Consider the following 21649-nt stretch of genomic DNA (forward strand, 5'->3'; position numbering starts at 1 on the left):
TCATCCCTCCTCACAAATATCTACGATATGCTCACACAGTTTCTGCGGTATCACACTGCGCTCCCTCGAACCTTTCAGTCCCTGCGTTCCTGTCTTGCTTCCCCTCGGTGCCGGTACATGGCATGAATCACCGTTATGACACATCGGCAGAAATTCAGGGTTCGGATGATTCGTCCAGATATCAGTCGGTTTCATTCTGTTATCTCCATACTGGCAATAGGTCACTGTATATCTTGGCAGGTTCTTCATCCATTCCATCTTGCGCATGCCGCCTCTCGGATTCTCTATAAAATAATACTTTGGCTGTAGCTGCTCAATGAGTTCCAGCACATGTTTGTCTACCCTGTCACAGAATTTTGCATATGCACTGACCGGTTCAAGACTTCCTGTCTCTGGATTCTTTTTTCTGTGATGGCTGATCGCTGCAATACTAAAAGTAGCGCAGTCAGGACTCGCCCAGATGACATCCGGTTTTCCAAAAAGTTTTAAGATATCCTCCGCCGTCACCTTGCTGATGTCCTCATACAGATCAATGTTTTCAAAATCTTTTGACCATTCCACACTGAATACTTCATGTCCCCGTTGTTCAAAGGCTTTCCCGATGCTCCTTGTTCCTGCAAATAATTCCAATACTTTCATCGTCCCATTCTGGTAGTGGTGCGCACCTCACCCCATGGGACTACTCATTTCCTCCTTCTTTTTCCTCTGTCTATAGACTTTTTTCCTGTTTCTGCAAAAGGCATAACTTCTGCCGGCCTCTACTGCCTGATTGCACTGTAACAAAAATAAAAATGGCATAACCTTTCCGAATCTTCCAAAAAAGTTATGCCATGCTTAGAACTGCCCAACGGCTCTGCCGGTGGGTGTCTGACGGGTTAAGCCGCTCTTTTGCGGCATAACCCCTTTAACCTGCACTATTTTCGACCCTGTTTTACAGCCCCGTTTCATCCCCATTTTCGGAGTCTTGGATGCCTCCGCACTCCGGGTTTTCTGTTATTTTCTCCAAATCGGCTCATACAGGGCAGAATATAGTTTAATCGGTCACTTTATCCAGTTTTGCAGAATAACGGCACACGTTGCCACACGCAGGCTCACACGGCGGTGTCTGTGCCGTTTCCTTTCCATTGTCCTGTCACTTTCTTAAAAAGCGAGGATGGTCATATGTGGCTCCAGTTCCGGTTCCTGCCCTGTAAACTGCTCAATCTCTCCAAATCGTCTGGTATATTTCTCGATCTGCTGCTCCGTCAGGGAAATGAAATCACCGTCCGGGCTATCCCCACAGATAAAAAATGGACCGCAGATGATGTCATCACCATTCCTGCGGTTCGGCTGCATTCCATTTAGTTTTCCTTCAGCGTTGATTACTGCCACACATCCATCTCCAAAACCAACGCACTCAATGTCTCCCTCCACCTCTGCCTGACTTGCCTTAAAGTCATTCGCAATCTCCTTCACACAGGGAGGTTTCCCCGGCTCTACTTTCAGAATCTTTATCTTGTCCATGCTTCCTCCGTTCCCTACTCATTCTCCGCAGCACTGCCGGATGCCGCACTGTTTTTTCCCTGCTGGCGGTTTGCCTTTTTGATTGCAGGCGGCACATCCCCTCTGCTTTCAATGTATTCACGGACCGCCTGCGGCACATATTTCTCATACATTTTTCCAAGGACTTCCTTCAGTTCCGCATCAAAATCTGCGTCCTTTTTTCCCATATACTGTTTCACAGCATTTAACTTTTCCTCATCATATTTGATCGTAACGACTGCCTGTTTCATCACTTTACCTCCAAATTTAAACTCTCAGTTGAAATTATTTTCAGAAAAACACACTATTGATACAGCACCATTCCTGCCTGCTCTTCCTGCACGCTCCCCGGTATGACAGACAGCCTGTGCGTATCCCTGTCATATCGGTAAATCTCATCGGACAGATAGTCTGCCTCCGGGAACGCCCTGTTTGCTCCATATACCCCATTCCTCAGCCGTTCCATGTCAAGACCTTCCCGCTCCACCATGAGATACACATCGTGGATGGATGCCGGAAGGACGATCAGATTTCCATCCAGCTTTTCTGCTGATTTCTGCAGCGTTGCCTCGTCCATCATGTACACCGCCCCATGGTCCACGTTGTTAGTAAGGACATAGAAGTCGGCATCCGTCCTCCAGATTCTCTCCGGTTTTTTCTCCATCGAAAGGATATTCTGGTCATAGTTATGCCCGTAGGCATCCTCAAAGTCCATAAGGACCGGCGGACGTTTTGCAAACATATTTGCCCATGCATCCTGAAAAAGCACCTCTTCTTCTATCCCCCAATGCTCCATCTGCTCTCTGGTGACAAGTCCGCAGTCCCTCTGAAACTTTTCATCATGCCCGCTGAGACGGCATACTAGCATGAGGTTTTCCTTCTGCTGATGCGCCAGTCCGCCCCATTCCTCTCTGCCTGCCGCATTGCACACTTCCAGAAACAGACAGTCTTTTATTTTCTCTTCATATCCGTTCACTTATCCGCCTCACATTCCCATGCTCATCGTATTTTCTGCTGTCTCTTCCACGGTTTCTGGCACCGGCTCTCTCGGCTGCTCTTCCTGATTCTGTGTCTCCCTGCTCCGTCTGCCGGATGCCCTCTGCTGTCTTGTGCCTCCCATTCTCTGGGATTCCTGCTCCTGATTTGCTGTCTCCTGTGGAGTTTCCATCCTGCTCTCCACAAATTTTCTGACCTGTGCAGGAACATTTTTCTCATAAGATTTATCGAGATGGCTCTTCAACAGCTCCTCCACGGTTTTTCCTCCCTGCTCTGCCAGAAAGAAACTTAATGCCTCCAGTTTCTCCCCGGCAAAGGTGATTTTTATTTCTTTTTCTGCCATATCGCTCCTCCTTCATTTCTATTTTCTGGCGGAAAACAGATGCCTGCGGCATCAAAAAATTTACTGCGGTCTGCCATACAGTACCTGCTTATCGTTGTCAAACAGGGGACGGTACACCACATTCCCTTTGGAATAGGACGCATCCACGACCATGCCATCCCCGGCATAGATTCCCACATGCGTGATGTTCATGTATCTTCCGTTTGGTTTGTGGCTCCAGAACACAAGGTCCCCCGGCTGCAGTGATTCCTTTGCAACCGTCAGGTTCTGCTCCACCATATATCTTCCCTGCTCTGCCGCCGTTCCCGGCAGGGAGATTCCTATCTGTCTGTAGCACCACAGCGTCAGGTAACTGCAGTCGACATAATTCCCGGTTCCGCGGAGTGCCTGCGAGTACGGATGCCCCAGTCTTGATAATGCAAGCTGTACGATATCACTCCCATTCCCGTTGGCCGGCAGATCATACACAGGGATAGCCCCTGCCCCGTTCCAGCCGCCCCAGTCGGAAAATTCATCCCCCTCTGTCGGGGCTGCCGTGTCATACTTTGCCACATACCACACATTGACTGCATTGGACTGTTGTTCATAAGTTGCGGTAACTCCATAGTCAGATGCAAGTTTTTGGAAGATTTTTGTCTTATCCCCAATGGCAACTGCCACGGTATATTTTTCCAGCGTGACGGTCCCGTCCTCCTGCTCTATGTTTTGTATCCGTTCCTCATAATCCACAAAACAGTCTGCGAATTTTTTATAATCATCCGTCTCAAGCCGTACCCGGTCTGCGCCGAAATACAGAGAATAAAAAACGGATTTGACCAGATACCTGTCGCACAGTTCCCCTTCTGTCATGCCATCGATGTCATCTAATATGGCATCCAGCTCTGCAAAACTTTCCTGCATCTGGCGGACATAAGCCTGATAATCTGCAGGCATTCCATCCGGCATTTCCCCTCCATCGAATGCCAGATGCACTGCCGCCCGGTTATGTTCTGTTCCGCCGGAGGCAATGCTGATGTAGCACATGACGGCAAGGATGACCGGAAGGCACAGGGCTGCCAGTACAGAGGCAATCCCTGTCCACACTTTTTTATTGGTCCCGGCTGCTATGGCTGCCCTTGCGATCAGAGCGGCAGTTGCTGGCTCCATGGTGCTTCCTCCATTCTCTCTGCTTCCATCTCCTGTTTCATTCGTTCCCTGCTCTTTTCAACACCTGCCATCAGAACATCCTCATCAAATCCTGCCTCCTGATATCCGGTGCGGATGGTAGCAAGGTAATGTTCCGAAGGGACTCCCATGGCATACCCCTCCGTCATGGTATATGCCATCATTTTCTCCCGTTTTCCATCCAGCTCCACTTCCAGCATTTCTTTTCCATACAGTCTCGGATATCCCTCATAACGGTCCAGGTTAAACTCATCTCTCGGACTAATCTCCCAGATTAACACCGGTACACTCTCCCCTTTTTTCGGCTCCACCGTAGCTACCGCCCCGTTCCTGTTTCCACGGAACAACAGCTCATAGTCCTTGATTTCCCCGGTTCCTACCACCTTTGCATCGGGGCAGCGCAGTGCCATCTGCGCCCGGTTTAAGTTCGAGCCGTATGCAATATATCTTCTTCCTGTCATGTTCATATTCTTTTTTCCTTTCTCTGCGTTTTGTTTTTACATGGTCATGTTCATTCCCTGTGCATCCTCCGGCACCTCTTCTTCCATGCTGTCTGGTTGCTGTGCATGTCCGGTTTCCAGTTCTTTCTTTTCTTTCATCGCACGCAGTCTTTCCTTCTGCCGCACTGCCTGTTCCGGGTCTTTCCATGCAATGCCGCCCTCCAGATTTTCCAGAAGAAACTTCCGCGCCGTCTTAAATTCATCCCCGATCATTCCCAGCCTTAACAGCCAGGTACGGAATGTATATTTTTCGTTGGTGCTGGCAGTCTTGATGCGGCTGGCACATTTCTGGTTCAATGCCTGCGCAGAAATGGCAAGGCAGAGCTGGATATATGCCTTTATTTTTCCTGCATGGGTGGTGGAGTTAAACAGCCGGAACTCAATCGTACCTTTCTGGAACACGCTGTGCAGATTCAGGCAGTGGTAACGGCTTTCATGGTAATGCCTGTGCCTTCCATCACCCCCCTTGTACCAGATCCTGCTCACTTCCTCCAGACTCTTTGGTTTCTTCCGGTTCAGTTCCTGCAAAAAGTCCTCTTCCACCTTCTGGCAGTAGCGGTGCTCCCTCTCTACATCTACCTGAAGTGCCTTATAGATCAAATCTTCCTTGCTGTACATGATGTTGGTGATGTTCCGCAGTGTCCTTGCATCATGGGGTGCCGCATTGATATGCACATGGATGCCTGTATTCTTTCCTGCCACTGCACCTGCATGCCGGAGCTGCCGGATGAGTTCCTGTATGACAGGGATATCCGCGTATTCACAGATAGGGGAAACAAATTCTACCTTGTACTCACTCCCCGCATAACCGCCGCCTTTTTTCTGCGCCTCAATGCTGGAGTCATACATGACTTTCCATCTGCGGCCTGCCGCATCCCTGACACTGTACTCTTCATAGCTTCCGCCGTCATAGCTGAACGTAGAGGAAAAATAGGCTGCCATGACCTCCGCAGCACGCTGTCTGGTAATGCCTGTCATCTCGATCTCAATGCCGAATTTCTGCTCCCTCATGTCCATAGTTTGGCATCCCTCCTTCCTTTTTCCCTGCTTTATCGTCCTCCGGCACTTCCGAACAGTTTCTCCTTGTACTCCGGTGCATGTACCATAAGGTTGTAACGTTCATTGCCGCATTTATAGAGGCACACGCCCCTCTGCGGATAGCGGATCAGGTTGTATTCGCTCTGCTCAAGCTGCAGGGTGTCGATATAAAATCTGGAATCGATGTTTCCCGCATTGAACAGAAATACATGGGTTGGGATGGAAAACAGCGGTTTCGTATACTCCCGGATTCCATCGATATTGAAGTCCTCCAGATTCTGGCTGGCAAGGATGACGGCACTGTCCTTTTTTCGCACACGTTTCATAAAGTTTCGGATATATTCCACGGCGGTCAGGTTGGTAAGGAACAGATAAAACTCATCGATGCAGGCTGCCGTATGCCCGTTGGTCAGAAGTTCATTGGACATGTAGGAAAGCACATTAAACAGCATGGCATCCTTCACATTTTTGCTCGCCTGAAGCAGTCCCTTGACACCGAAAGTCAGAAAACTGCTGTCTGTGATATTCGTATGTCCGTTAAAAAATTTGGACTCCGCTCCCTTACACATGGAGTGAAGTCCAAGACAGATTTCCTGCAGAAGCTCTGCGGTATACAGTTGTTTCTTCTTCGCATCGTAATGCTTATATTCCTCTTCCATCAGATCGTAAAGGTCAGACAGGATCGGGTAATCCTTTGGCGTAAGCCTGCCAAAGTCCGTATCATCCCCTATGTTCCACTTCTCATAAAGTTTCGCCAACATGATTTCTATCGTGTCAAGCTGGCTGTCCGTAAAATTCTTATAGCTTCGGAAAAAGTCTTTTAAGAAGGAGATATGCTGGCTTAATTTTGAGGAACAGCGGAACGCATAGGGTGCCTCCGTATCCTCCGGGCTGCCGTTTTCATCCCATGTTTTGGGTTCTAACACATTGATGATATACTCCCCGCTCATCAGATCCACAAAACAGCCTCCCAGATTTCCGGTCAGGTCAACATATTCATGCTCCGGGTCCAGGCAGATGACTTTCATCCCGGACTCACGCAGGATGGTCTGTATCAGTTTTAACAGGTAGGATTTTCCCTGCCCGGAGTTTCCAAGGATGAGGATATTGGCATTCGTCTTGTCATCCGCCCTTTGGTTGAAATCTACAATGACATTGCTTCCAAACTTATCCCTCCCGATATAAAATCCGTTCTTATCGGTCTTGCCGGAGTAGTTAAAAGGAAACAGGTTCGCCACACTCGAAGCCGGAAGCGCACGTTCAAACTGCTCCAGAAAGACATTCCTGCCAGCCGGATGCACACATAAGAACCCCTGCTTCTGGCGCAACAGCAGCTTATCCACGTTCAGTTTGGAACGGATGAGTTCTGTCAACACTTCGGTCTGCAGCAGCTTTAACTTATCCATGTCCGCTGCGGATAACTCCAGATACACAGCCGTATGCAGTAACGGCTCCCTGTTGCGGTGCATGGTCGCAATGATGTTGGTCACATCCTGCAGGTTGCTCGCTGCCGTGACTGTCTCCTGTAAATTTTCTGTATTTCCCTGTTTCATGCGGTTCTTGTTTGCCGCATTGCTGATGATTTTTTTCTCCTCTGCCGGTGTGACCTGTCTGGTATAGATACGCAGTGTCACGCCATCCTTTTCCCCAAGATGGCGCAGGATTGCCTGCTCATCCGTTGCAGTCGGATATTCCCTGAGTGCCCAGACACTGCGGAACGTATTCCCGCAGATATAATGATCCGTGTAAAACTGGATGACGGACGGTGCGATCATATCAAGGAAACTCTTAAGCCTCTCTTCCCCCGGTGTCTGTGTCTGTGTTTTTTTCTTTCTGTTGTTATTCATTTAAAATGATCCACCTCTCTCCATCAAATTCTTCAAATTTTTCCGTTGTGACATTCTGTTCAAAGTAAACAGCCAGTATCCTCTTCATGTCCTCCTCATCCGCTCTTTTGGATGTAAATCCCTGTTCCACCAGCATTTTTTCGATACGGTTTAAGTAAGCGAACACCTCATTCTCCTTCTGGTTTCTCAGCCGGATAATCAGTAAAAACTCCCTCGCCGTTGCCATCTGCACCTGCATCCGGTCAAGGTGTCCTGCATCCAGTTCCAGCAGTTTCCGCACAGTCGGGTTGGTTTCTTCCTCCGCGCGGTTCTTTAAATATCTTTTGTTGTCCTCAAAATTTTCACGGGAATTTAAGCACATCATCTCGATTTCTGTGATGCCTTTTAATACCGTCATGAGTCCATAGATTCTTGCGGAAAGGCTCTCCTCCGACAACACGGACAGGTTGCTCGGCTGGATCAGAAAATAGACCAGCTCGTCCTTCCGGTAGGTGCGGATGCTGTAATCCGACAGTTCTTTTGTCCCCATCAGCTCCCTTGTGGACTGTTCATTCTTCCGTTTCATTTGCGGTATACCTCCATTCATAATGCTGCTGTTCCACCAAAAAATACGCACATGCATAGCGGATAAATTTTAAGATGGTGGTATCCTCCACCTGTATCGTTAAAAATGCGTATACACCTGCTATCACCATCGGGAACCACAGTTTTGCATAGGCAAATGCAAACACGGATATCAGTACGATGATTCCTGTCACTGCAAGGTCTTTTAGCTCCCACAGCCACATGCTCGCTTTCGATTTCAGATTATCCGGGTATATGTACATCCCGTTCTCCCTCCTGTCTTTCTAAAAAATAAGCAATGCCACAGAGGATATATTCCACACACGGCACTGCCACGCTGTTTCCCAATGCCCGGTACCGGACACTGTCACTTGCTCCCGGAATGTCCGTCCAGTGGTCCGGGAATCCCATAAGTCTTTCACACTCAAGCGGTATGAGTTTCCTCACACGCTTTTTTCTCTGCAGGTCATCCGTGTATGCCACACAGTGCCTGTCCTCTGTTGTCAGCGTATAACTGACTCCCTGCTGATAGCCGCAGCCGTTTCCCCCGTTTTTATCCTGACGGTTGATGACATTTCCGGCGATGCAGTAGGGTTCTCCATGAACAGCAAGCGGCGTATTGTTGCCTCCCGTCCCCAGTGCAGAAGTAATGGTCTGTGCCACTTTCACCGGTCCGCTGTAGCGGGTGTCCGGTCCGTGATTGTCAAACAGGATCGGCTGGTTATTGCCTGCCATCCCTGCCGCTGCTGTAATGGTCGGACAGTATCCGATCCCGATTTCTGCATTTGCCTGACTGCTCGCCATGATAATGGGCGGTGTGCTTGAACTGTGTGCCAGAAGTGTACCGATAAGGTTCCGGTACACATCCATCCGCTGTCCTCCCTGATCCATCAGACACACGATGTCGGCTCCTGTGCCTGCATCAAAAGTGCCGCCTCCAAGATCGGCGGCAGCTTTTTCCCTCTGTTCCCTGCTCTCCTGATAATGCCTCCACACGCTTTCGGACTCAAATAATATCTCTCCGGCACTGTGGCCTCCAAAATCTGCGACAAGGAAGATTCTTCTGCGTCTCTGGGGGACTCCCCAAAATTGAGCGTCCAGTACTCTCCAAGCAACAGAGAATTCCTGTCCCAGAATAATCCCGGCAGGAGTCCATGCCCCATCCGGCGGTCCAGGTAAAGATACGGACTCCTCCGATATACCACAGACTTCTTCGAGGACTCTCTTAAAATCTGCTCCTTTTGGTTCTCCGCTTGAGAAGGCTCCCGGCACATTTTCCCAGACCATATACCGAGGTCGAACAGGGACATCTGCTCTCCTTCCACTGCTGTTTTTCCTCCTTTCCTCCTGCCTGCGCATTTCTTTTATGATGCGTACCTGCTCTAAAAAGAGACCGGAACGCATCCCCGCAAGTCCTGCGCGTCTCCCGGCAATGGATAAGTCCTGACATGGCGAACCCCCGGCTATCACATCCACAACCGGGAGGTTTTCCCCATGCAGTTTTGTAATGTCTCCCATGTGTTTCATCTCCGGGAACCGGTACATGGTAACTGCCATGGGAAACTTTTCTATCTCACTCGCCCACACAGGCCGTATGCCATTTCTTTTTGCTGCCAATGGAAATCCCCCGATCCCATCGAACAGACTCCCCAGCTTTTTCTCCATCCTTCCACCGCCTTATGCTGCCACTGCTTTGACAACCGTTTTTGAAATGTTGATGGCTGTCTGCGCTGCATAAACTCCGCTCATCAGGTTTGCCTTTGTGCTGGTGTCCAGTCCGAACTGTCCGGCAATCCTCGGCACCTCCGTGGAGGAAAGCATGACACCCAGACCAAGCAGAGGATGGTCCTTGAAGATCATGAGTCCTGCCGTGAGCATGGTGGACTGCAGGAAAGCGGTGAGACAGATTCCAATGACCTGCTTGCACCACTGGGTAAAACCGTCAATATATCCTCTTGGAACAGAAAACATATAAAGGCTTCCAACTGCGATCTGTATGAGCAGGATGCCTCCTCTTTTCAGGTTTCCGAAAAACACTTTTATCACGGCATACCCCATCATCACGGCACAGAATATCTGCAGGATCGGATTCCCCACTCCCGGCATGGCGGCTGACATAAGCACCTGCTGTGCAGTCATCCCGATGCTTTCCGCATCTGTAATGCCGGATAATGCCGATCCGAAGGAACTCTGCAGCGACACACTTAGGGAGTATAAGTTGACCGGAAGAATGGAAAACAGGCTGACCGCCATAAATCCCTTGACATAGTTTAAGGCAGTATCCTTGATACTGCCCCTTCCTCCCTGATACTCTATGGCACATTCAAAAGCTCCGACCACCAGCCCTACCACAAACAATGCCCAGCCAAGCCAGCTAAAAAAAGTGGTAATTGCATTCACCCACGGCAGGTCAAACAATTCCACCCCCATATTGTTCATCATTGCAAAAAAATCATTGAGAAATCCAACGATCTTCCCATACAGCCAGTCGATGATCTGGTCTAGTACGGTTTCCGCAACAAAATCAAATATAAACATCTGACACCTTCTTTCTCACCATCCCCTATATGCCAAGGATTTTCCAGATATAGGTCGGTGCCGTCAGCGTAAACACCAGACACGCAAACAGGATTGCGGGTGCCGCCCATTCAAACTGCCCGTGTTTTCGGTAATCAAAGTATGCAGTACCCAGCTTTGCAAAGAAGAATACGGCAAGTATCAGGTCGATTGCCGGGAACACCACCTTATTGACTACTGTCTTGATCTGTGCGGAGGCATCCTGCCATGTACCCTCGATTGCTCCTGCCACGTCCCCTTTTCCTGACGCATATACTGTAGTTCCAAACATCATCGTAAGTGCAAGCACCATCACTGCCATCATCATCCATTTCTTTTTCTTCATCTGATCTTCCTTTCCTTTTTTCTGTTTTTTTACTGCATTTTCATTTCACTGGTCTGCTCCGGTTCTTCCAAAAGGTCTGTCATCTCATAAATGACAGGATTCTCCCAGAACTTTAAATCTCCACGGTATCCGAGTTTTAAGTGGCTGAACTCCTCCGCAAGCTCCCTTACGGACTCCGGCGCATTAGGTGGAAGTTCCTGATTCCAGATCACCCATTCCCCGCTCTGGTAGCGCGGGGTAAGTTCTAAAACTACATAATCCTCCGGCACAAATGCCGGGTAACGCTGCAGCCTGCCCCTCGCATCATAATAAGCTGCTCCCTCCTGCATCACCGTGAGTGACATAAGCCGCAGCGTATCTGCAAGGGATTTTGTGAACCATGTTTCCCTGTCACAAAATTTCCGTATCCTTCCATCCCTTAAGATGGATTCCAGATTTTCTTTTCGAGTGTAATGGTAGAGCAGTCCTTCCGGCTTTTGGATTCTCTCATATCCCATTTCCTACCTCACATTCTGTGGTGCGATATGCCAGTCATCCCACAGGCTTCCCGATATCTGCACAGCGTCTGACAGGTTCATGGAAAGCATTCCATCCGGTGTCCAACAGTCAAGCAGATAAGTATATACCCGGTACTCCCCGTCCGGCATCCAGACCGGTGTGAAGTGTGTCCTCCGGTAATAAGTGGAATACTCATTATTCTTAAATTCAAAGACCGCACTGTATCCATTTCGGGTTCTCTCTAAAAGCCGCCAGTAGGTTTCGTAATAAAATTCCGGGAAGTAACTGACTGCTGTCTGCGGTGCTGTTGTTGCGGATGTCTAGCTGCTCGATGCCCTTGCACTCAGGGAAACATTCACACCATACCCGCTTTTGGTAACCATGCCGTCCGCGGTCGGTGCCTTCTCATCCGTGACCAGATGCATATCTGCGGTCAGGGATGCCGAATAATGTTTCTCTTCAAATTCCCACCAGCCTTCATCCACATACTCGCCATCATCCTGCCAGTATCCATGGCTCTGTGTGCATCCTGCCTCACAGCTTGCCGAATGATCCTCTGACTCCCAGTTCCAGTCACTGTGCCATACCCATTTTTCCTTCCACTTGGCTTTCCAGACACTCCATGCCGCCTGTGTCTTTTCTGGATTTACAGGCATCACTGCATTTTCTTTCCGGTAGCTGTCATTTCTGTCATCTGCAACAGGATTTGGCGGTGGATTGTCATCCAGATCCACAATGTTCGCCGTGATGGTTCCCCGGCTCACGGATGCACTGCCTCCGCTGGCGGTCACGCTAATCGTGATGTGCTGTTCCGTGGACGGGGTATGCCATTTTACCCACACGAGCTGCTGTCCGTCCTCCGGGTAATACACATTTTCAACCTTGTAGCTTCTTCCCAGAATAGAAAATGTCACGGTGACGGAGTTGTCCGGATCACTCTGTCCTCCACTGACTGTGACCGCCGTTATCACATCCGTATCCACACGGTATTCATAGTCCGCTTCGATGACTTCCGGTGTGATCACCTCATTAAACCGCACGATGCCAAGTCCTAATGCGCGGATGATATCCTCATCATTTGCTTTCTCTGTCTTAGAACCGCTCCACGCCGGATACCCTAAATCCGATGTTTCCAAAAACATGGCAAGCGGCAGGTTTTTATGGGAAAGGGACGGCATTTTCTTTCGCAACAAACCGCCCCTTAACTGATTGTATTTTGCTGCTTCCGTGGCGGTAAACGCAGTCCGGACTCCCTCAAAAGTCACATATGCGATTGGCTCTAATAACAGCTTGTACTCTCCGTTTGTCAGCGTCTGGAAATCCATGCCGACATATCCTGCAATGGCTCTGATCACCTGCTCGTCCGTAAAGTACTGTTTGATGGCTGCAAGGTTTGCCCCTCCTCTTGAAGTACTGATAATCTGTGGCAGGGACTGTGCTGGATTATAAAATGTATAGCCTCCCATCCTTGCAGAAAGTCCTGCGCCATTCCTGTAGGAAGTCTTGCTTACTTTTCCAAAATGCACCCGGATATCAGTCGGATGCTTGTTGGTAAGGTCAATGGATGCTGATGCAACTGCACCATCACTGGCTCTGATTACCGTTACGCGCACACCCTCATCGTGGCTGCTCCAAAAATTAGTTCCCGTTCCTGCTCCCATACCTCCACCGCCATTGTCGATGTTCCCTTCCCCGGCTGCATAAACCGATACCGGCATTGCCATGGCAAGCATAATTGCAAGAAGCAATACTACTTGTTTTAATAACTTCATCTCTTTTTCCTCACAAAAAAAGCAGACCGTTTTTACGAATCTGCTTTTCACTAACACATTATTCTTTTCTCTGTTTTTTGGCTTCTGCTACAAATGTTCTAATCGTATTAACCAAATCATCCCATTGCTCTGGTTCCTTCATATGAATGTTCCCCATACGCTCGTTATTGGAATCCCTTTGTTCCATTTGTAACCATTTTCCCTCCTGTATCAGACAAACAACTTTTTCATCTTTTACAGGTTCATCTTTTTTTAGGAACATCCATGTAACACAGTCTGTCAAAATAATAAAATCACAATATTCAAACTCTGCTTCTATCTGTTTTTTGTTTTTTCCCAATTCTAACCCTTGATAATTTTCCAAATTGGGTTTTTTCAGCTCAATTGAAACATATGGTTTTGTAGTATTCGTATAGCTATATTGTTCCGGAACGATAATAAAATCCTGCAAGCTATGTGAATCCGCATAATTTTTACGCTTATGAAGTGGATTTTTGGTATCATCCTTGTATCCTTTGTTATCCCAAACTGCTACCAATTGTTCACTTTCTGTAAGGATCGATTGTATAAAATCTCGGATTACAAAACCAAAATAAATCTCTCTTCTTTCAATTTTATATAATCTTTCTACCTCTTCCACATAATCTGCATATGATATACGTTGTTTGTACATAATCCAAGAGCCTCCTTGTCCGCTTGTTATCAGTTTATATCAAACAACATTTCTTGTCACCAACTTAGTCCATGATTCCGATTTTATTGCCATTTTCATACATGTCATCTGCGTAGGTGCCTGAGCCTTCCCCTTCATCGGTAATCCATCCGAAGCCTTCCACATATACCATGCCGTCTTTGGTATCACCTGTCTTTGGTGTCTGGTTCTCTGCCGGATCCGGTTCCTCCTGTTTTTCCTCCTCGTAGGACGGCGGTGTATCCGGCTGGTCCGTGGCGGTTCCCTCAGACAGTGCAGGCGGCTCACTCGGCTTTTCCGCTTCCGTTTTCTCCGGGGTTTCCTGAATTTCCTGCTCCCTGTCATTTACGGAAGTTCCTGTCTCCGTCTCGATCACAAGCGGCTCTTCCGGCTCTGCTTCTGTGCTTTCTGCCGGAGCCGGTTCCGGTGTTTCTGTCTCCACAAAAAGTTCTGTCTCCTCCGATTCTCTCTCCACGACCTGTGCCTCCCTGTCCGGCTCATGGTAGAGCGCCCTGCTGATTCCAAACACAAGCACCGCACATACTGCTAGAAGTCCTGCGACTGCCAGCCACTTTTTTGTCTTATCTTTCATGGCATTCCCTCCTTATGCTTTTTTGATTGATTTTCGTAGTTCACACGCTACCATAGAACGTCTGGAAAGTCTATGGAAATGTAATAAGTCTTACGATATCTGTAACATGTTACTAAAATTTCTCCCTGTAGGCTGCCCTCACCTTCAACCTGACCGACATATTCGACAAGATTTTTCCTGCGAAACGCACAGGCACTTCCATCGTGACCTCTGCATCCGCATAATAAGTTCCTCCCGGCGATGCCAGTGCCGTGTTGTGGATGTCCACAGAAAGATTTTTGAGCCTGTACTCCAGTTCACCACTGTTGTTATAGCGGACATAACTGTTCCCATCCTCTTCCAGACCAAGCAGAAAACACATCCTGCCATAGATATCCCCATGGTCCACGGATGCCGCAAATCCCGTATCGTCCGGCTCATATCCTGCAGCATATCCTTCCCTGACACCATGATAAACTTCATTGTAATTGTCGTTTACCACGGAAACTACGGCAGATTCCATGGCATCTTTGATTCCGGCTGCCGTGATGACAAGGCGCATGTATTCTGAAACACCAAGGATAATAAAAAGCATGGCTATCGCTGCAGCTACAGCAACCGGAGCCATGCTTCCCTCCTGCCCTGTCAGAAGTCTTTTGAAACTCTGATAGCATTTTCTCATTTCCAATACACCTCACTCTTTCCCGATGCCCTCGCCCTTATGGTTACCGGGAACGACCTTAACTTTCCAAAAAGTCCGAGGTCTTTCTGTAACGTCAGTGTTACCGTCACCTCTTCATTCAACTGGATTTTTCCGGTCCCAGACCAGCTTACGGCTGGATGTATCCCTGTTTTTTCCTCCAAGGTTCTCTGCCTTGCGGTTGTCTCACTTCCAACCCTGCCGCTGATCTCTGCCTCCCGCACCAGCTCGTCTGCAAAGTTGTCTAGCTGTATCTTCGTGATAAAAACCGGGAATATCCTGACGCCAAGGGCAATGACAAACATCACGCAGAATACAACGACTGCCGCATCGATATATCCCTCCCCCTTTTTGTCCCTCATGATTTTATAGATCCGCTTCATTTTTTCTCCTTCCTGCGCTTTTATCAGAACAGTGTTCCCATGGACTTTATGATCTCATAGCCGATGATGGCAAAATAGGTTGCAAGGAAACATAAGAGCATGGCAAAAGAAAAGACACGGATTTTCGGCGGGATTTTTGCCGCCTTTGCCTTTAACCTCTGCAGTTCTGCCTGCTTGAAGTCGTGTGTGAGCATCTGGAAATACACTGCACCGTCATCTCCTCTTAACACACCGATCAGTCCGCGGACCACATCGGAGAGCTGCGGGGAATTGAGCCTTGCCTCGAAACGGGTGAGTGCTGCCTCATAGCTGCTGGAGCGCATGTCGGCACACACAATGTCCAGTTCCTTCTGGAACATCTCCCCGGCATTTTCCTTATAATGCTCCAGCATGGAAAGTACATCCCTGCTGTTTTTCAGCTCCTGTGTGATGGTGGAAACAAAACGGTACAGTTCCCCCTCGATCTGCTCCCTTTTTTCCCTTACCAGCTCTTCTGCTTTTCTTGTCTCCTTATAGTAGACCATGACTCCTAAAAGCACGAGCATGATGGCAAGCAGCGGAAATACATGCAGTGCCGGAAGGATCAGGAGAAAAATGCTCCCTGCCTTCAGATAGGCATACGCCATATAGGTTTCCGGTGTCATCTTAAGTCCTGCCGCATTAAGGACATTCTGCATCCTGCTTTTTTTGTAGGCATTCATTCCGATGTATTTTCCTAAGTATGCCGCCCCGTCCATGTAGAACGCATCCAGTGTTTTCTGCAGTTTCTTTTCTTTCTTCCCTGACTGCATCATCGCCCTGCCGGTCCGCAGTGTCGGCAGCTTTAAGATGCCCGACAGCAGAAGGAACAGTCCGCATGCCGTCAGGATGAATACAACTATCAGTACGATTTTCAATTTATCCCTCCCCCTTATGTCCGGTATTCAATCGGCTTTGTCAGTTTTATGACGCATGCCGTGGAAACAAAAATAATTGCGCCGGTAACCGCCAGCATAATCTGCCCGGGGATGGTATGCATGAGCGTATCGTACCAGGACTGGTTCAGGAAATATAACAGCGGGATATTCCCTACTGCCAACACCACCATTGTGATAAATTCCTTTCTGGGTTCAAATACCAGATATTCCAGCTCTGCATTCACGATGCGCATGTCCGACAGTTTCGCCACGATCGGTGTCAGCGTTGTCTTTAGTGACCTGTCATACAGGCAGGACTTTAAGGCATCCACCCACTCCATGAACACATCATTTTCAATCTTTCCCTTAAGCTCCTCCAAGGCTGCTTCAAGGTCTGGATCTATGAGGCGGATTCTTGACACAAAATCTGCAAACACGGTCTTGACCGGCGGATTTAAATATTCGAGGTTTTCCTCCACCGAAGTAAGGATGTCCTCACTTCGCAGGTATGCCGTTGTAATAATGGACAGTGCGGTTTCCAGTTCCGATGACACATCCTTTTTGAAATGGGATGCGGTCAGCCTGATGTACCAGAACGGCAGAAATAAAAATCCGCACGCCAGCACCGGAATTAAAAAAACATTTCCGATCATGACGGCAATGGCTGCTCCTGCGGCAAGCATCAGGAGGGATGCCGTGCATAAAAGCGGGAACAGCTCCTCCCTGTCCGTTGTTTTCAAAATTGCCTGTACTTCCTCGATTTCCCTTCGGAAATAGGATTTTTTCCTGCGCTTGGTTTCCTCCAGTATCTCCTCACGGATTCCTTTCGGTGCGTCCAAAAGCCTGTGGAAAATGTTCCCCGTAAAGTCATTTAGCCGGATGTGGAACAGCAGGAATGCCCCTGTAATGATCCCGATGCAGGCAATGACCTGTAATGTCAGCATGCTTTCTCCCCTCCTTTTTCAATTCTTTCCAGCACATCTTTTGGCATGCCGTTTTCCAAAAATCTCTTTTTGAGGCTCTCGGAAATTCCGCACACCTTCTTATGCGTGCCGTTAATGATAAAGCGGTCCCCTTCCATCCGGTTTTCGGTGATCTCATAGCGGTACAGCGGGTTGAACTTCCGCTTTCCGTCTGCCGTGATCTCACACTCCATGATTTCCATGAGTTTCCTCTTACGGTTCTCAAGCTGCTTGGTGAACACCACGATAGGGAATGCCTCCGTTACAAGGTCCATCAACACCTCGTCATCCATGTCATATTTTCTCTTGCACAGTGTCCTCATTCGGCTGTAAGTGGATTCACAACTGTTGCTGTGGATCGTGGTAAGCACCGTGTGTCCGGTTCTTGCCGATTCCTGTGCCGTGTACGCCTCCGAACTACGCATCTCCCCGACACAGATGATCTCCGGGTTAAAACGCAGTGCCATATCAAGGAGCATGTCCTGATCAATGTTCTGCTTTTCATTTTCGCTGTATCTGGTCAGCGTATGGATGACACTGTTGGTCACTTTTCCATCCTTTTCCCTTACGAGTGCCAGCTCACGGCTGCCGTTTTCGATGGTAAAGATACGCTTTCCATCCGGTATGGTGGTAAGCAGCCAGCCTGCAAGTGTGGTCTTACCGGAACTGGTGGCTCCTGCGACACAGATGCTGATGCCATAACGCAGACACTCTGCCAGAAAGTCCAGCATTTCCCCCGTTGCGGTGCCGCCATCCACAAAGTTTTCCTTTTTCAGGCTCTGCGGATTGACAATACGGATGGATGCTGCAATCCCCACATCTTCATCCACGAGCGGCGTCTTTAACACGGCGATTCGGATATTCTTGCTCAGATGTCCTAACACCGCAGGGGAGGCATTGTCCAACACCATGCCCGACACATGGAGCATGCGCCTTATGACATTGACCGCATGCTCCGGGGACTCGAAGTGTTCCTCCAGCTTTTCACACCTGCCGTCATTGTACTGTATCTCGATATCCCGCCAGGAATTGATATCGATTTCCTCTATCCCTGTTCCAAAAATGTACTTGGTGAGGAAGGAAAACTCTGCCATTTCCGTGTAAAGGTCATCGATCAACTGTTCCTGTGTTTTTCCCTTTACCGTGATACGGTAGTCACAGATGTACTTTGTAATGTACCGCTTGACCTGCTGTTTTACTTCCTCGCTCCCGCCTTCCACCATGAGCGTGGAATATTTGCTGGAGATATACTCCTGCACCTCTTTTAAGACATCCGAAAATGCCCTTCCCTTTTCCTCCGGGGAAAAGAACAGATTCTGGTTATTTTTCATACCCCGAATACCTCCCTGCTGATTTTCTCTATCTCCCTGCGGAATGCCCGGCTCTCCTTCAGGCCGAGTTCCCCAAGCAGTTCCCCTTCTAAAAACTGTGCTTCCACCTCACTGCTGTGCGGAATCTGGAACGACACACTGCCAAGGATTTGTTCCATGTGGCTGCTTGCCTCCTGCTGTCTGATATTGGACACGGCCTTCAACTGCTTGTCGGCATCCCATTTGTGGTCTGATAGCAGTGGAAGCTGGGAGGATAAGTAACTGATGGATTTTAAGTCACACCCTGCCAGCCTTAACACCGTATCTGCCTCCATCAATGCGACCGCCGACAGGATATCCGATGCGATATTGCTGGTGCAGTCCACGATGACATACGGTGCGATCTGTGCTGCAAGCTGGAGCAGTTCTGCCGCCTGCTCTTTTTCATAGGGCGGATAGGTGAACACATTCTCCCCCTTTAACATCCCGACCATGGAAAGATAATCATTCTTCCGGTAGAACATGCAGTTCTTCTTGATGAGGTTTTCCGTCACATGGGATGCGGCAAGAATGCTCCCCAACGACCTTTCCTGTTCAATGTCTGACGGTGCGCATAAGTAAGGCAGCGGCGGAGTGATCATATCCGCAAGGATTAAAATGACATTTCTCTTTTTCTTTGCCAGATGCTCTGCCAGTTTCACAGACACCACCGTCTTGCCGGAGGAAGGGCTGCCCCACACGGCAAGCACGCCTCCCTCTTCCGGCATCTCTTCTTCCCTTTCCTGCTCCAAATTTCTCTGGAACAAAGAATTTTTCATGAAATTCAAACACTATTCCTCCATATCCGTATCATTTTTCTCGTCTGCCGAGGTTTCTTCTGCCGTCACTGCATCCGCTTCCCCTCCTGTCCTCGGCACCTCATTTTTTACAACAGATACCTCTTCTTCCTCTGTGGTTTCTTCCAGAAGCTCCTCCAGCACCAGATCCTGTGCTTCAATGAACTGTGCAGCTTTCTGGCTGTCTCCCCTGTATACCAGTGACAGATGGATTTCTCCCTCTGCTTCCAGCCTTGCCAGCAGTCTGCTCTGCTCCGGTCTGACTAACACCGTGACGGTGGACGGAAGCTCCTTCTCCTCTTCCTGCTCCTGTGTATTAGCATCATAGCCGGACTTTGCCGTCACTGCGATGACCTCCACATATTTTAATTCTGCCGGGATCACTGTCTCCCCACTGCCCAGGTAATCCGGTGCGATGACCGACACAATATCCCCGCTCTTTAATTTGCCGGAGAGTCCTTCCGCAAAAGAACTGATGGTGATGGAGATTGCCTGTTTCTCCCCGTTTAAGTTGTAAAGGTATTTATTTTCTGCAGCCGGCTCGTCCGCTACTTTTTCTGCTACGATATAATCCCCTGCATAAACATCCGCGGTCAGATATTTTCCTTCCGCCTCCGTGATGCTCCTTAACACATTTTCGGGCAGGTTGTAACCTCCCACCTCGACTTCCTGCAGCATTCCTTTTTTGATCTCTTCGCCTGCCTTAACGTCCTTTACAAAACGCACGATTGTGGTCTTTTGGGACAGTCCGGCATTGACAAGCGGTGTCACTGCAAAACAGATGAGCAGGGACACTACAATGCAGAGTACCCCAAGAACAGTACGGTTTTTTAACAGTTTCATGATTCTCTTCTCCTCCTATCTCGATGTCTCCGTATATTTTTTCTTTCTTGCTGCCACGACAGTTCCTGCAAGCAGTGCCATAATCCCTGCCAGTAATAATTTCTTTTTCAATTCTTTAACCTCCTATCCAGATACCAATCAACATTCCTGCAAAAAGAAACGGAACAAGCGGGTATGCCTGTTCCTGTTCCTTCTCCTCTTTTTGTTTCTTTCTGTTCTTTTTCCTGCCCATGCCCCCTGCCGCATGCCACAGCACCAGCAGGCACAATGCAAGGAACAGTCCCGTAAACGCTTGGCTCGCTCCAAGAACCAGGCCGCATACCCCCATGAGTTTCACATCCCCTCCGCCGATTCCTCCTATGGTAATGCCTGCAAGGAGCAGCGGAAGTCCTGCAAAAACTCCCAAAAGATTTGGCTGTTCCGGTGGCAGCATGCTGGTAAGTGCCACCAGAACGACCAGACAGTCCGGGATGGTCCTTGTCCTCATATCCATGACCGCCGCCAAAAACAGAGCAGAAAAAAAGAAAGCCAGCCTGATCATGCTACATTCCCATGTTCATGCCGCCTTCTTCCTGTTCCAGCTCCTCTGCCTCCTCCGGTTCCTCGTCCAGATCCGTCTGCTGGTGCATAAAAGTTTCATACGCTTTCTGTACCGTCTGGTCAAATTTTTCCTTGATTCCCCTGTCGGCAAAGAACACCGCATCCTTGTACTGTTCATTTGCCCCTGTCTTTGTTTTCGGCATGGCAACGGTCAGCCCGTAGTCATCTTCCTTGATTCTGACATTTCGGATCGTCATGAAATCCCCGATCTTTACATCGGCAAGGGCAAGGACACCCTTTTCCGGCTGTGTTTTTGTGATGGTAGCCTCCATCTGCATGTCTGCCCCTGCATTTGCCTGCACTGCGGCATTTTCCTGTACTGCTTCCTGCTGTGTCTGTGTGTTTGCTCTTCTAGGCATCTGTTTTCCTCCATATCCTTCTGTTATTTTTCCTGTTTCCCTGTTTTGGACCGGTGTTCCTTATCCTGCGTAGTTGAACATGTCCTGAATCCTCTGTGTAAGGGTAGGCATCACCACATCCCCGAAGAGTGCATAAAGACCTGCCAAGAGCAGTGCGCCGAGAACGACTGCGATCAGGATTTTGACCGCCGTATCCACGTAGTTCTCGCCCTTGGTATCCTTCATTAACATTCCTGCTCTCACGGCAACTGCCTTTACATTCTGTGCTGCTTTTTTCATCATATTTCTCATATTTTTTTCCTCCAATTTTTTCTAATGATCTGCTGAACCATTTCTGTGCGGTCCGCTCTATG

The 21649-nt window shown here is 48.7% G+C and carries 27 protein-coding genes and 1 pseudogene; all 28 read right to left on the reverse strand.

All coding sequences use genetic code 11. The features are described from left to right. The 28 genes and pseudogenes from DXB43_RS08420 to DXB43_RS08555 all read right to left on the reverse strand — a co-directional run bounded on the left by DXB43_RS08420 (position 1) and on the right by DXB43_RS08555 (position 21587). Positions 1 to 639, reverse strand: a complete 639-nt coding sequence (locus tag DXB43_RS08420) for a DNA cytosine methyltransferase (protein WP_006857340.1) — start codon at positions 637 to 639, stop codon at positions 1 to 3. Positions 640 to 1140: 501 nt separating this feature from the next. Further along, a complete protein-coding gene (locus DXB43_RS08425) occupies positions 1141 to 1503 on the reverse strand; it encodes a DUF3846 domain-containing protein (protein ID WP_007884345.1) in 363 nt (120 codons plus the stop codon). 14 nt (positions 1504 to 1517) lie between these two features. Beyond that, complete coding sequence (locus DXB43_RS08430; protein ID WP_015519964.1) at positions 1518 to 1772, reverse strand: DUF6103 family protein; 255 nt, start codon at positions 1770 to 1772, stop codon at positions 1518 to 1520. A gap of 53 nt (positions 1773 to 1825) precedes the next feature. Then, positions 1826 to 2497, reverse strand: a complete 672-nt coding sequence (locus DXB43_RS08435) for a DUF5688 family protein (RefSeq protein ID WP_117947348.1) — start codon at positions 2495 to 2497, stop codon at positions 1826 to 1828. Positions 2498 to 2506: 9 nt separating this feature from the next. Continuing rightward, the gene (locus tag DXB43_RS08440; protein WP_055232572.1) at positions 2507 to 2860 is read right to left on the reverse strand and encodes a DUF6103 family protein; all 354 of its coding nucleotides are present in this window, start codon (positions 2858 to 2860) and stop codon (positions 2507 to 2509) included. A gap of 60 nt (positions 2861 to 2920) precedes the next feature. Next, on the reverse strand, positions 2921 to 4006 hold the full coding sequence (locus DXB43_RS08445; protein WP_117947349.1) for a C40 family peptidase: 1086 nt from the start codon (positions 4004 to 4006) through the stop codon (positions 2921 to 2923). Further along, entirely contained in the window at positions 3982 to 4491 is a 510-nt protein-coding gene (locus DXB43_RS08450) for a gamma-glutamylcyclotransferase family protein (RefSeq protein ID WP_055193265.1), read from the reverse strand. The genes DXB43_RS08445 and DXB43_RS08450 overlap by 25 nt, the downstream gene beginning before the upstream one ends. 30 nt (positions 4492 to 4521) lie before the next feature. Further along, complete coding sequence (locus tag DXB43_RS08455; RefSeq protein ID WP_117947350.1) at positions 4522 to 5541, reverse strand: amidoligase family protein; 1020 nt, start codon at positions 5539 to 5541, stop codon at positions 4522 to 4524. Between the two features lie 32 nt (positions 5542 to 5573). Next, on the reverse strand, positions 5574 to 7409 hold the full coding sequence (locus DXB43_RS08460) for a VirB4 family type IV secretion system protein (protein ID WP_006857292.1): 1836 nt from the start codon (positions 7407 to 7409) through the stop codon (positions 5574 to 5576). Beyond that, positions 7402 to 7974 carry a hypothetical protein gene (locus tag DXB43_RS08465; RefSeq protein WP_015519970.1) on the reverse strand — a complete coding sequence of 191 codons (573 nt, stop codon included), beginning with the start codon at positions 7972 to 7974 and terminating at the stop codon, positions 7402 to 7404. The genes DXB43_RS08460 and DXB43_RS08465 overlap by 8 nt, the downstream gene beginning before the upstream one ends. Then, the gene (locus DXB43_RS08470; RefSeq protein ID WP_015519971.1) at positions 7958 to 8236 is read right to left on the reverse strand and encodes a hypothetical protein; all 279 of its coding nucleotides are present in this window, start codon (positions 8234 to 8236) and stop codon (positions 7958 to 7960) included. Before DXB43_RS08470 ends, DXB43_RS08465 begins: the two co-directional genes overlap by 17 nt. Beyond that, positions 8217 to 9638 carry a DNA cytosine methyltransferase gene (locus tag DXB43_RS08475; protein ID WP_015519972.1) on the reverse strand — a complete coding sequence of 474 codons (1422 nt, stop codon included), beginning with the start codon at positions 9636 to 9638 and terminating at the stop codon, positions 8217 to 8219. The genes DXB43_RS08470 and DXB43_RS08475 overlap by 20 nt, the downstream gene beginning before the upstream one ends. Before the next feature lie 12 nt (positions 9639 to 9650). Next, positions 9651 to 10511: a conjugal transfer protein TrbL family protein gene (locus tag DXB43_RS08480; protein ID WP_006857288.1), complete on the reverse strand. Its 861-nt coding sequence runs from the start codon at positions 10509 to 10511 to the stop codon at positions 9651 to 9653. 25 nt (positions 10512 to 10536) lie between these two features. Then, positions 10537 to 10875, reverse strand: a complete 339-nt coding sequence (locus DXB43_RS08485; RefSeq protein WP_006857287.1) for a DUF3852 domain-containing protein — start codon at positions 10873 to 10875, stop codon at positions 10537 to 10539. Positions 10876 to 10904: 29 nt separating this feature from the next. Then, entirely contained in the window at positions 10905 to 11372 is a 468-nt protein-coding gene (locus DXB43_RS08490) for a hypothetical protein (protein ID WP_007884370.1), read from the reverse strand. A gap of 3 nt (positions 11373 to 11375) precedes the next feature. Beyond that, a pseudogene (locus tag DXB43_RS08495) lies at positions 11376 to 13145 on the reverse strand (hypothetical protein). 58 nt (positions 13146 to 13203) lie between these two features. Further along, entirely contained in the window at positions 13204 to 13818 is a 615-nt protein-coding gene (locus DXB43_RS08500) for a hypothetical protein (protein ID WP_015522558.1), read from the reverse strand. Positions 13819 to 13882: 64 nt separating this feature from the next. Beyond that, the gene (locus tag DXB43_RS08505) at positions 13883 to 14428 is read right to left on the reverse strand and encodes a DUF6550 family protein (protein WP_117947351.1); all 546 of its coding nucleotides are present in this window, start codon (positions 14426 to 14428) and stop codon (positions 13883 to 13885) included. A 112-nt stretch (positions 14429 to 14540) separates the two neighbouring features. After that, positions 14541 to 15089, reverse strand: coding sequence for a hypothetical protein (locus tag DXB43_RS08510; protein WP_007884388.1), 549 nt, complete (start codon positions 15087 to 15089; stop codon positions 14541 to 14543). Beyond that, positions 15086 to 15490 (reverse strand): DUF4320 family protein, encoded by a 405-nt coding sequence (locus DXB43_RS08515; protein ID WP_007884389.1) that lies wholly within the window; start codon positions 15488 to 15490, stop codon positions 15086 to 15088. Before DXB43_RS08515 ends, DXB43_RS08510 begins: the two co-directional genes overlap by 4 nt. A gap of 23 nt (positions 15491 to 15513) precedes the next feature. Beyond that, on the reverse strand, positions 15514 to 16380 hold the full coding sequence (locus tag DXB43_RS08520) for a hypothetical protein (RefSeq protein ID WP_044927312.1): 867 nt from the start codon (positions 16378 to 16380) through the stop codon (positions 15514 to 15516). 20 nt (positions 16381 to 16400) lie between these two features. Further along, positions 16401 to 17330: a type II secretion system F family protein gene (locus DXB43_RS08525; protein WP_117830851.1), complete on the reverse strand. Its 930-nt coding sequence runs from the start codon at positions 17328 to 17330 to the stop codon at positions 16401 to 16403. Beyond that, on the reverse strand, positions 17324 to 18679 hold the full coding sequence (locus DXB43_RS08530; protein WP_007884393.1) for an ATPase, T2SS/T4P/T4SS family: 1356 nt from the start codon (positions 18677 to 18679) through the stop codon (positions 17324 to 17326). The genes DXB43_RS08525 and DXB43_RS08530 overlap by 7 nt, the downstream gene beginning before the upstream one ends. Continuing rightward, positions 18676 to 19476 carry an AAA family ATPase gene (locus tag DXB43_RS08535; protein WP_055193259.1) on the reverse strand — a complete coding sequence of 267 codons (801 nt, stop codon included), beginning with the start codon at positions 19474 to 19476 and terminating at the stop codon, positions 18676 to 18678. Before DXB43_RS08535 ends, DXB43_RS08530 begins: the two co-directional genes overlap by 4 nt. Before the next feature lie 12 nt (positions 19477 to 19488). Beyond that, positions 19489 to 20337: a Flp pilus assembly protein CpaB gene (gene cpaB, locus DXB43_RS08540; protein ID WP_055193258.1), complete on the reverse strand. Its 849-nt coding sequence runs from the start codon at positions 20335 to 20337 to the stop codon at positions 19489 to 19491. A gap of 115 nt (positions 20338 to 20452) precedes the next feature. Further along, positions 20453 to 20878, reverse strand: a complete 426-nt coding sequence (locus DXB43_RS08545; protein ID WP_117830850.1) for a prepilin peptidase — start codon at positions 20876 to 20878, stop codon at positions 20453 to 20455. A gap of 1 nt (position 20879) precedes the next feature. Next, a complete protein-coding gene (locus DXB43_RS08550; RefSeq protein ID WP_117485252.1) occupies positions 20880 to 21296 on the reverse strand; it encodes a septation protein SpoVG family protein in 417 nt (138 codons plus the stop codon). A gap of 60 nt (positions 21297 to 21356) precedes the next feature. Then, entirely contained in the window at positions 21357 to 21587 is a 231-nt protein-coding gene (locus tag DXB43_RS08555; RefSeq protein WP_007886404.1) for a DUF6133 family protein, read from the reverse strand. Positions 21588 to 21649 lie beyond the last annotated feature (62 nt).

Source organism: Roseburia sp. OM04-10BH, assembly GCF_003462605.1.
GTDB classification, from domain to species: domain Bacteria; phylum Bacillota; class Clostridia; order Lachnospirales; family Lachnospiraceae; genus Roseburia_C; species Roseburia_C amylophila.

Coding starts and splice junctions, on each gene's coding strand:
- DXB43_RS08420 (WP_006857340.1), bottom strand. CDS start 639: ATGAAAGTATTGGAATTATTTGCAGGAACAAGGAGCATCGGGAAAGCC.
- DXB43_RS08425 (WP_007884345.1), bottom strand. CDS start 1,503: ATGGACAAGATAAAGATTCTGAAAGTAGAGCCGGGGAAACCTCCCTGT.
- DXB43_RS08430 (WP_015519964.1), bottom strand. CDS start 1,772: ATGAAACAGGCAGTCGTTACGATCAAATATGATGAGGAAAAGTTAAAT.
- DXB43_RS08440 (WP_055232572.1), bottom strand. CDS start 2,860: ATGGCAGAAAAAGAAATAAAAATCACCTTTGCCGGGGAGAAACTGGAG.
- DXB43_RS08445 (WP_117947349.1), bottom strand. CDS start 4,006: ATGGAGCCAGCAACTGCCGCTCTGATCGCAAGGGCAGCCATAGCAGCC.
- DXB43_RS08450 (WP_055193265.1), bottom strand. CDS start 4,491: ATGAACATGACAGGAAGAAGATATATTGCATACGGCTCGAACTTAAAC.
- DXB43_RS08455 (WP_117947350.1), bottom strand. CDS start 5,541: ATGGACATGAGGGAGCAGAAATTCGGCATTGAGATCGAGATGACAGGC.
- DXB43_RS08460 (WP_006857292.1), bottom strand. CDS start 7,409: ATGAATAACAACAGAAAGAAAAAAACACAGACACAGACACCGGGGGAA.
- DXB43_RS08465 (WP_015519970.1), bottom strand. CDS start 7,974: ATGAAACGGAAGAATGAACAGTCCACAAGGGAGCTGATGGGGACAAAA.
- DXB43_RS08470 (WP_015519971.1), bottom strand. CDS start 8,236: ATGTACATATACCCGGATAATCTGAAATCGAAAGCGAGCATGTGGCTG.
- DXB43_RS08475 (WP_015519972.1), bottom strand. CDS start 9,638: ATGGAGAAAAAGCTGGGGAGTCTGTTCGATGGGATCGGGGGATTTCCA.
- DXB43_RS08480 (WP_006857288.1), bottom strand. CDS start 10,511: ATGTTTATATTTGATTTTGTTGCGGAAACCGTACTAGACCAGATCATC.
- DXB43_RS08485 (WP_006857287.1), bottom strand. CDS start 10,875: ATGAAGAAAAAGAAATGGATGATGATGGCAGTGATGGTGCTTGCACTT.
- DXB43_RS08490 (WP_007884370.1), bottom strand. CDS start 11,372: ATGGGATATGAGAGAATCCAAAAGCCGGAAGGACTGCTCTACCATTAC.
- DXB43_RS08500 (WP_015522558.1), bottom strand. CDS start 13,818: ATGTACAAACAACGTATATCATATGCAGATTATGTGGAAGAGGTAGAA.
- DXB43_RS08505 (WP_117947351.1), bottom strand. CDS start 14,428: ATGAAAGATAAGACAAAAAAGTGGCTGGCAGTCGCAGGACTTCTAGCA.
- DXB43_RS08510 (WP_007884388.1), bottom strand. CDS start 15,089: ATGAGAAAATGCTATCAGAGTTTCAAAAGACTTCTGACAGGGCAGGAG.
- DXB43_RS08515 (WP_007884389.1), bottom strand. CDS start 15,490: ATGAAGCGGATCTATAAAATCATGAGGGACAAAAAGGGGGAGGGATAT.
- DXB43_RS08525 (WP_117830851.1), bottom strand. CDS start 17,330: ATGCTGACATTACAGGTCATTGCCTGCATCGGGATCATTACAGGGGCA.
- DXB43_RS08530 (WP_007884393.1), bottom strand. CDS start 18,679: ATGAAAAATAACCAGAATCTGTTCTTTTCCCCGGAGGAAAAGGGAAGG.
- DXB43_RS08535 (WP_055193259.1), bottom strand. CDS start 19,476: ATGAAAAATTCTTTGTTCCAGAGAAATTTGGAGCAGGAAAGGGAAGAA.
- cpaB (WP_055193258.1), bottom strand. CDS start 20,337: ATGAAACTGTTAAAAAACCGTACTGTTCTTGGGGTACTCTGCATTGTA.
- DXB43_RS08545 (WP_117830850.1), bottom strand. CDS start 20,878: ATGATCAGGCTGGCTTTCTTTTTTTCTGCTCTGTTTTTGGCGGCGGTC.
- DXB43_RS08550 (WP_117485252.1), bottom strand. CDS start 21,296: ATGCCTAGAAGAGCAAACACACAGACACAGCAGGAAGCAGTACAGGAA.
- DXB43_RS08555 (WP_007886404.1), bottom strand. CDS start 21,587: ATGAGAAATATGATGAAAAAAGCAGCACAGAATGTAAAGGCAGTTGCC.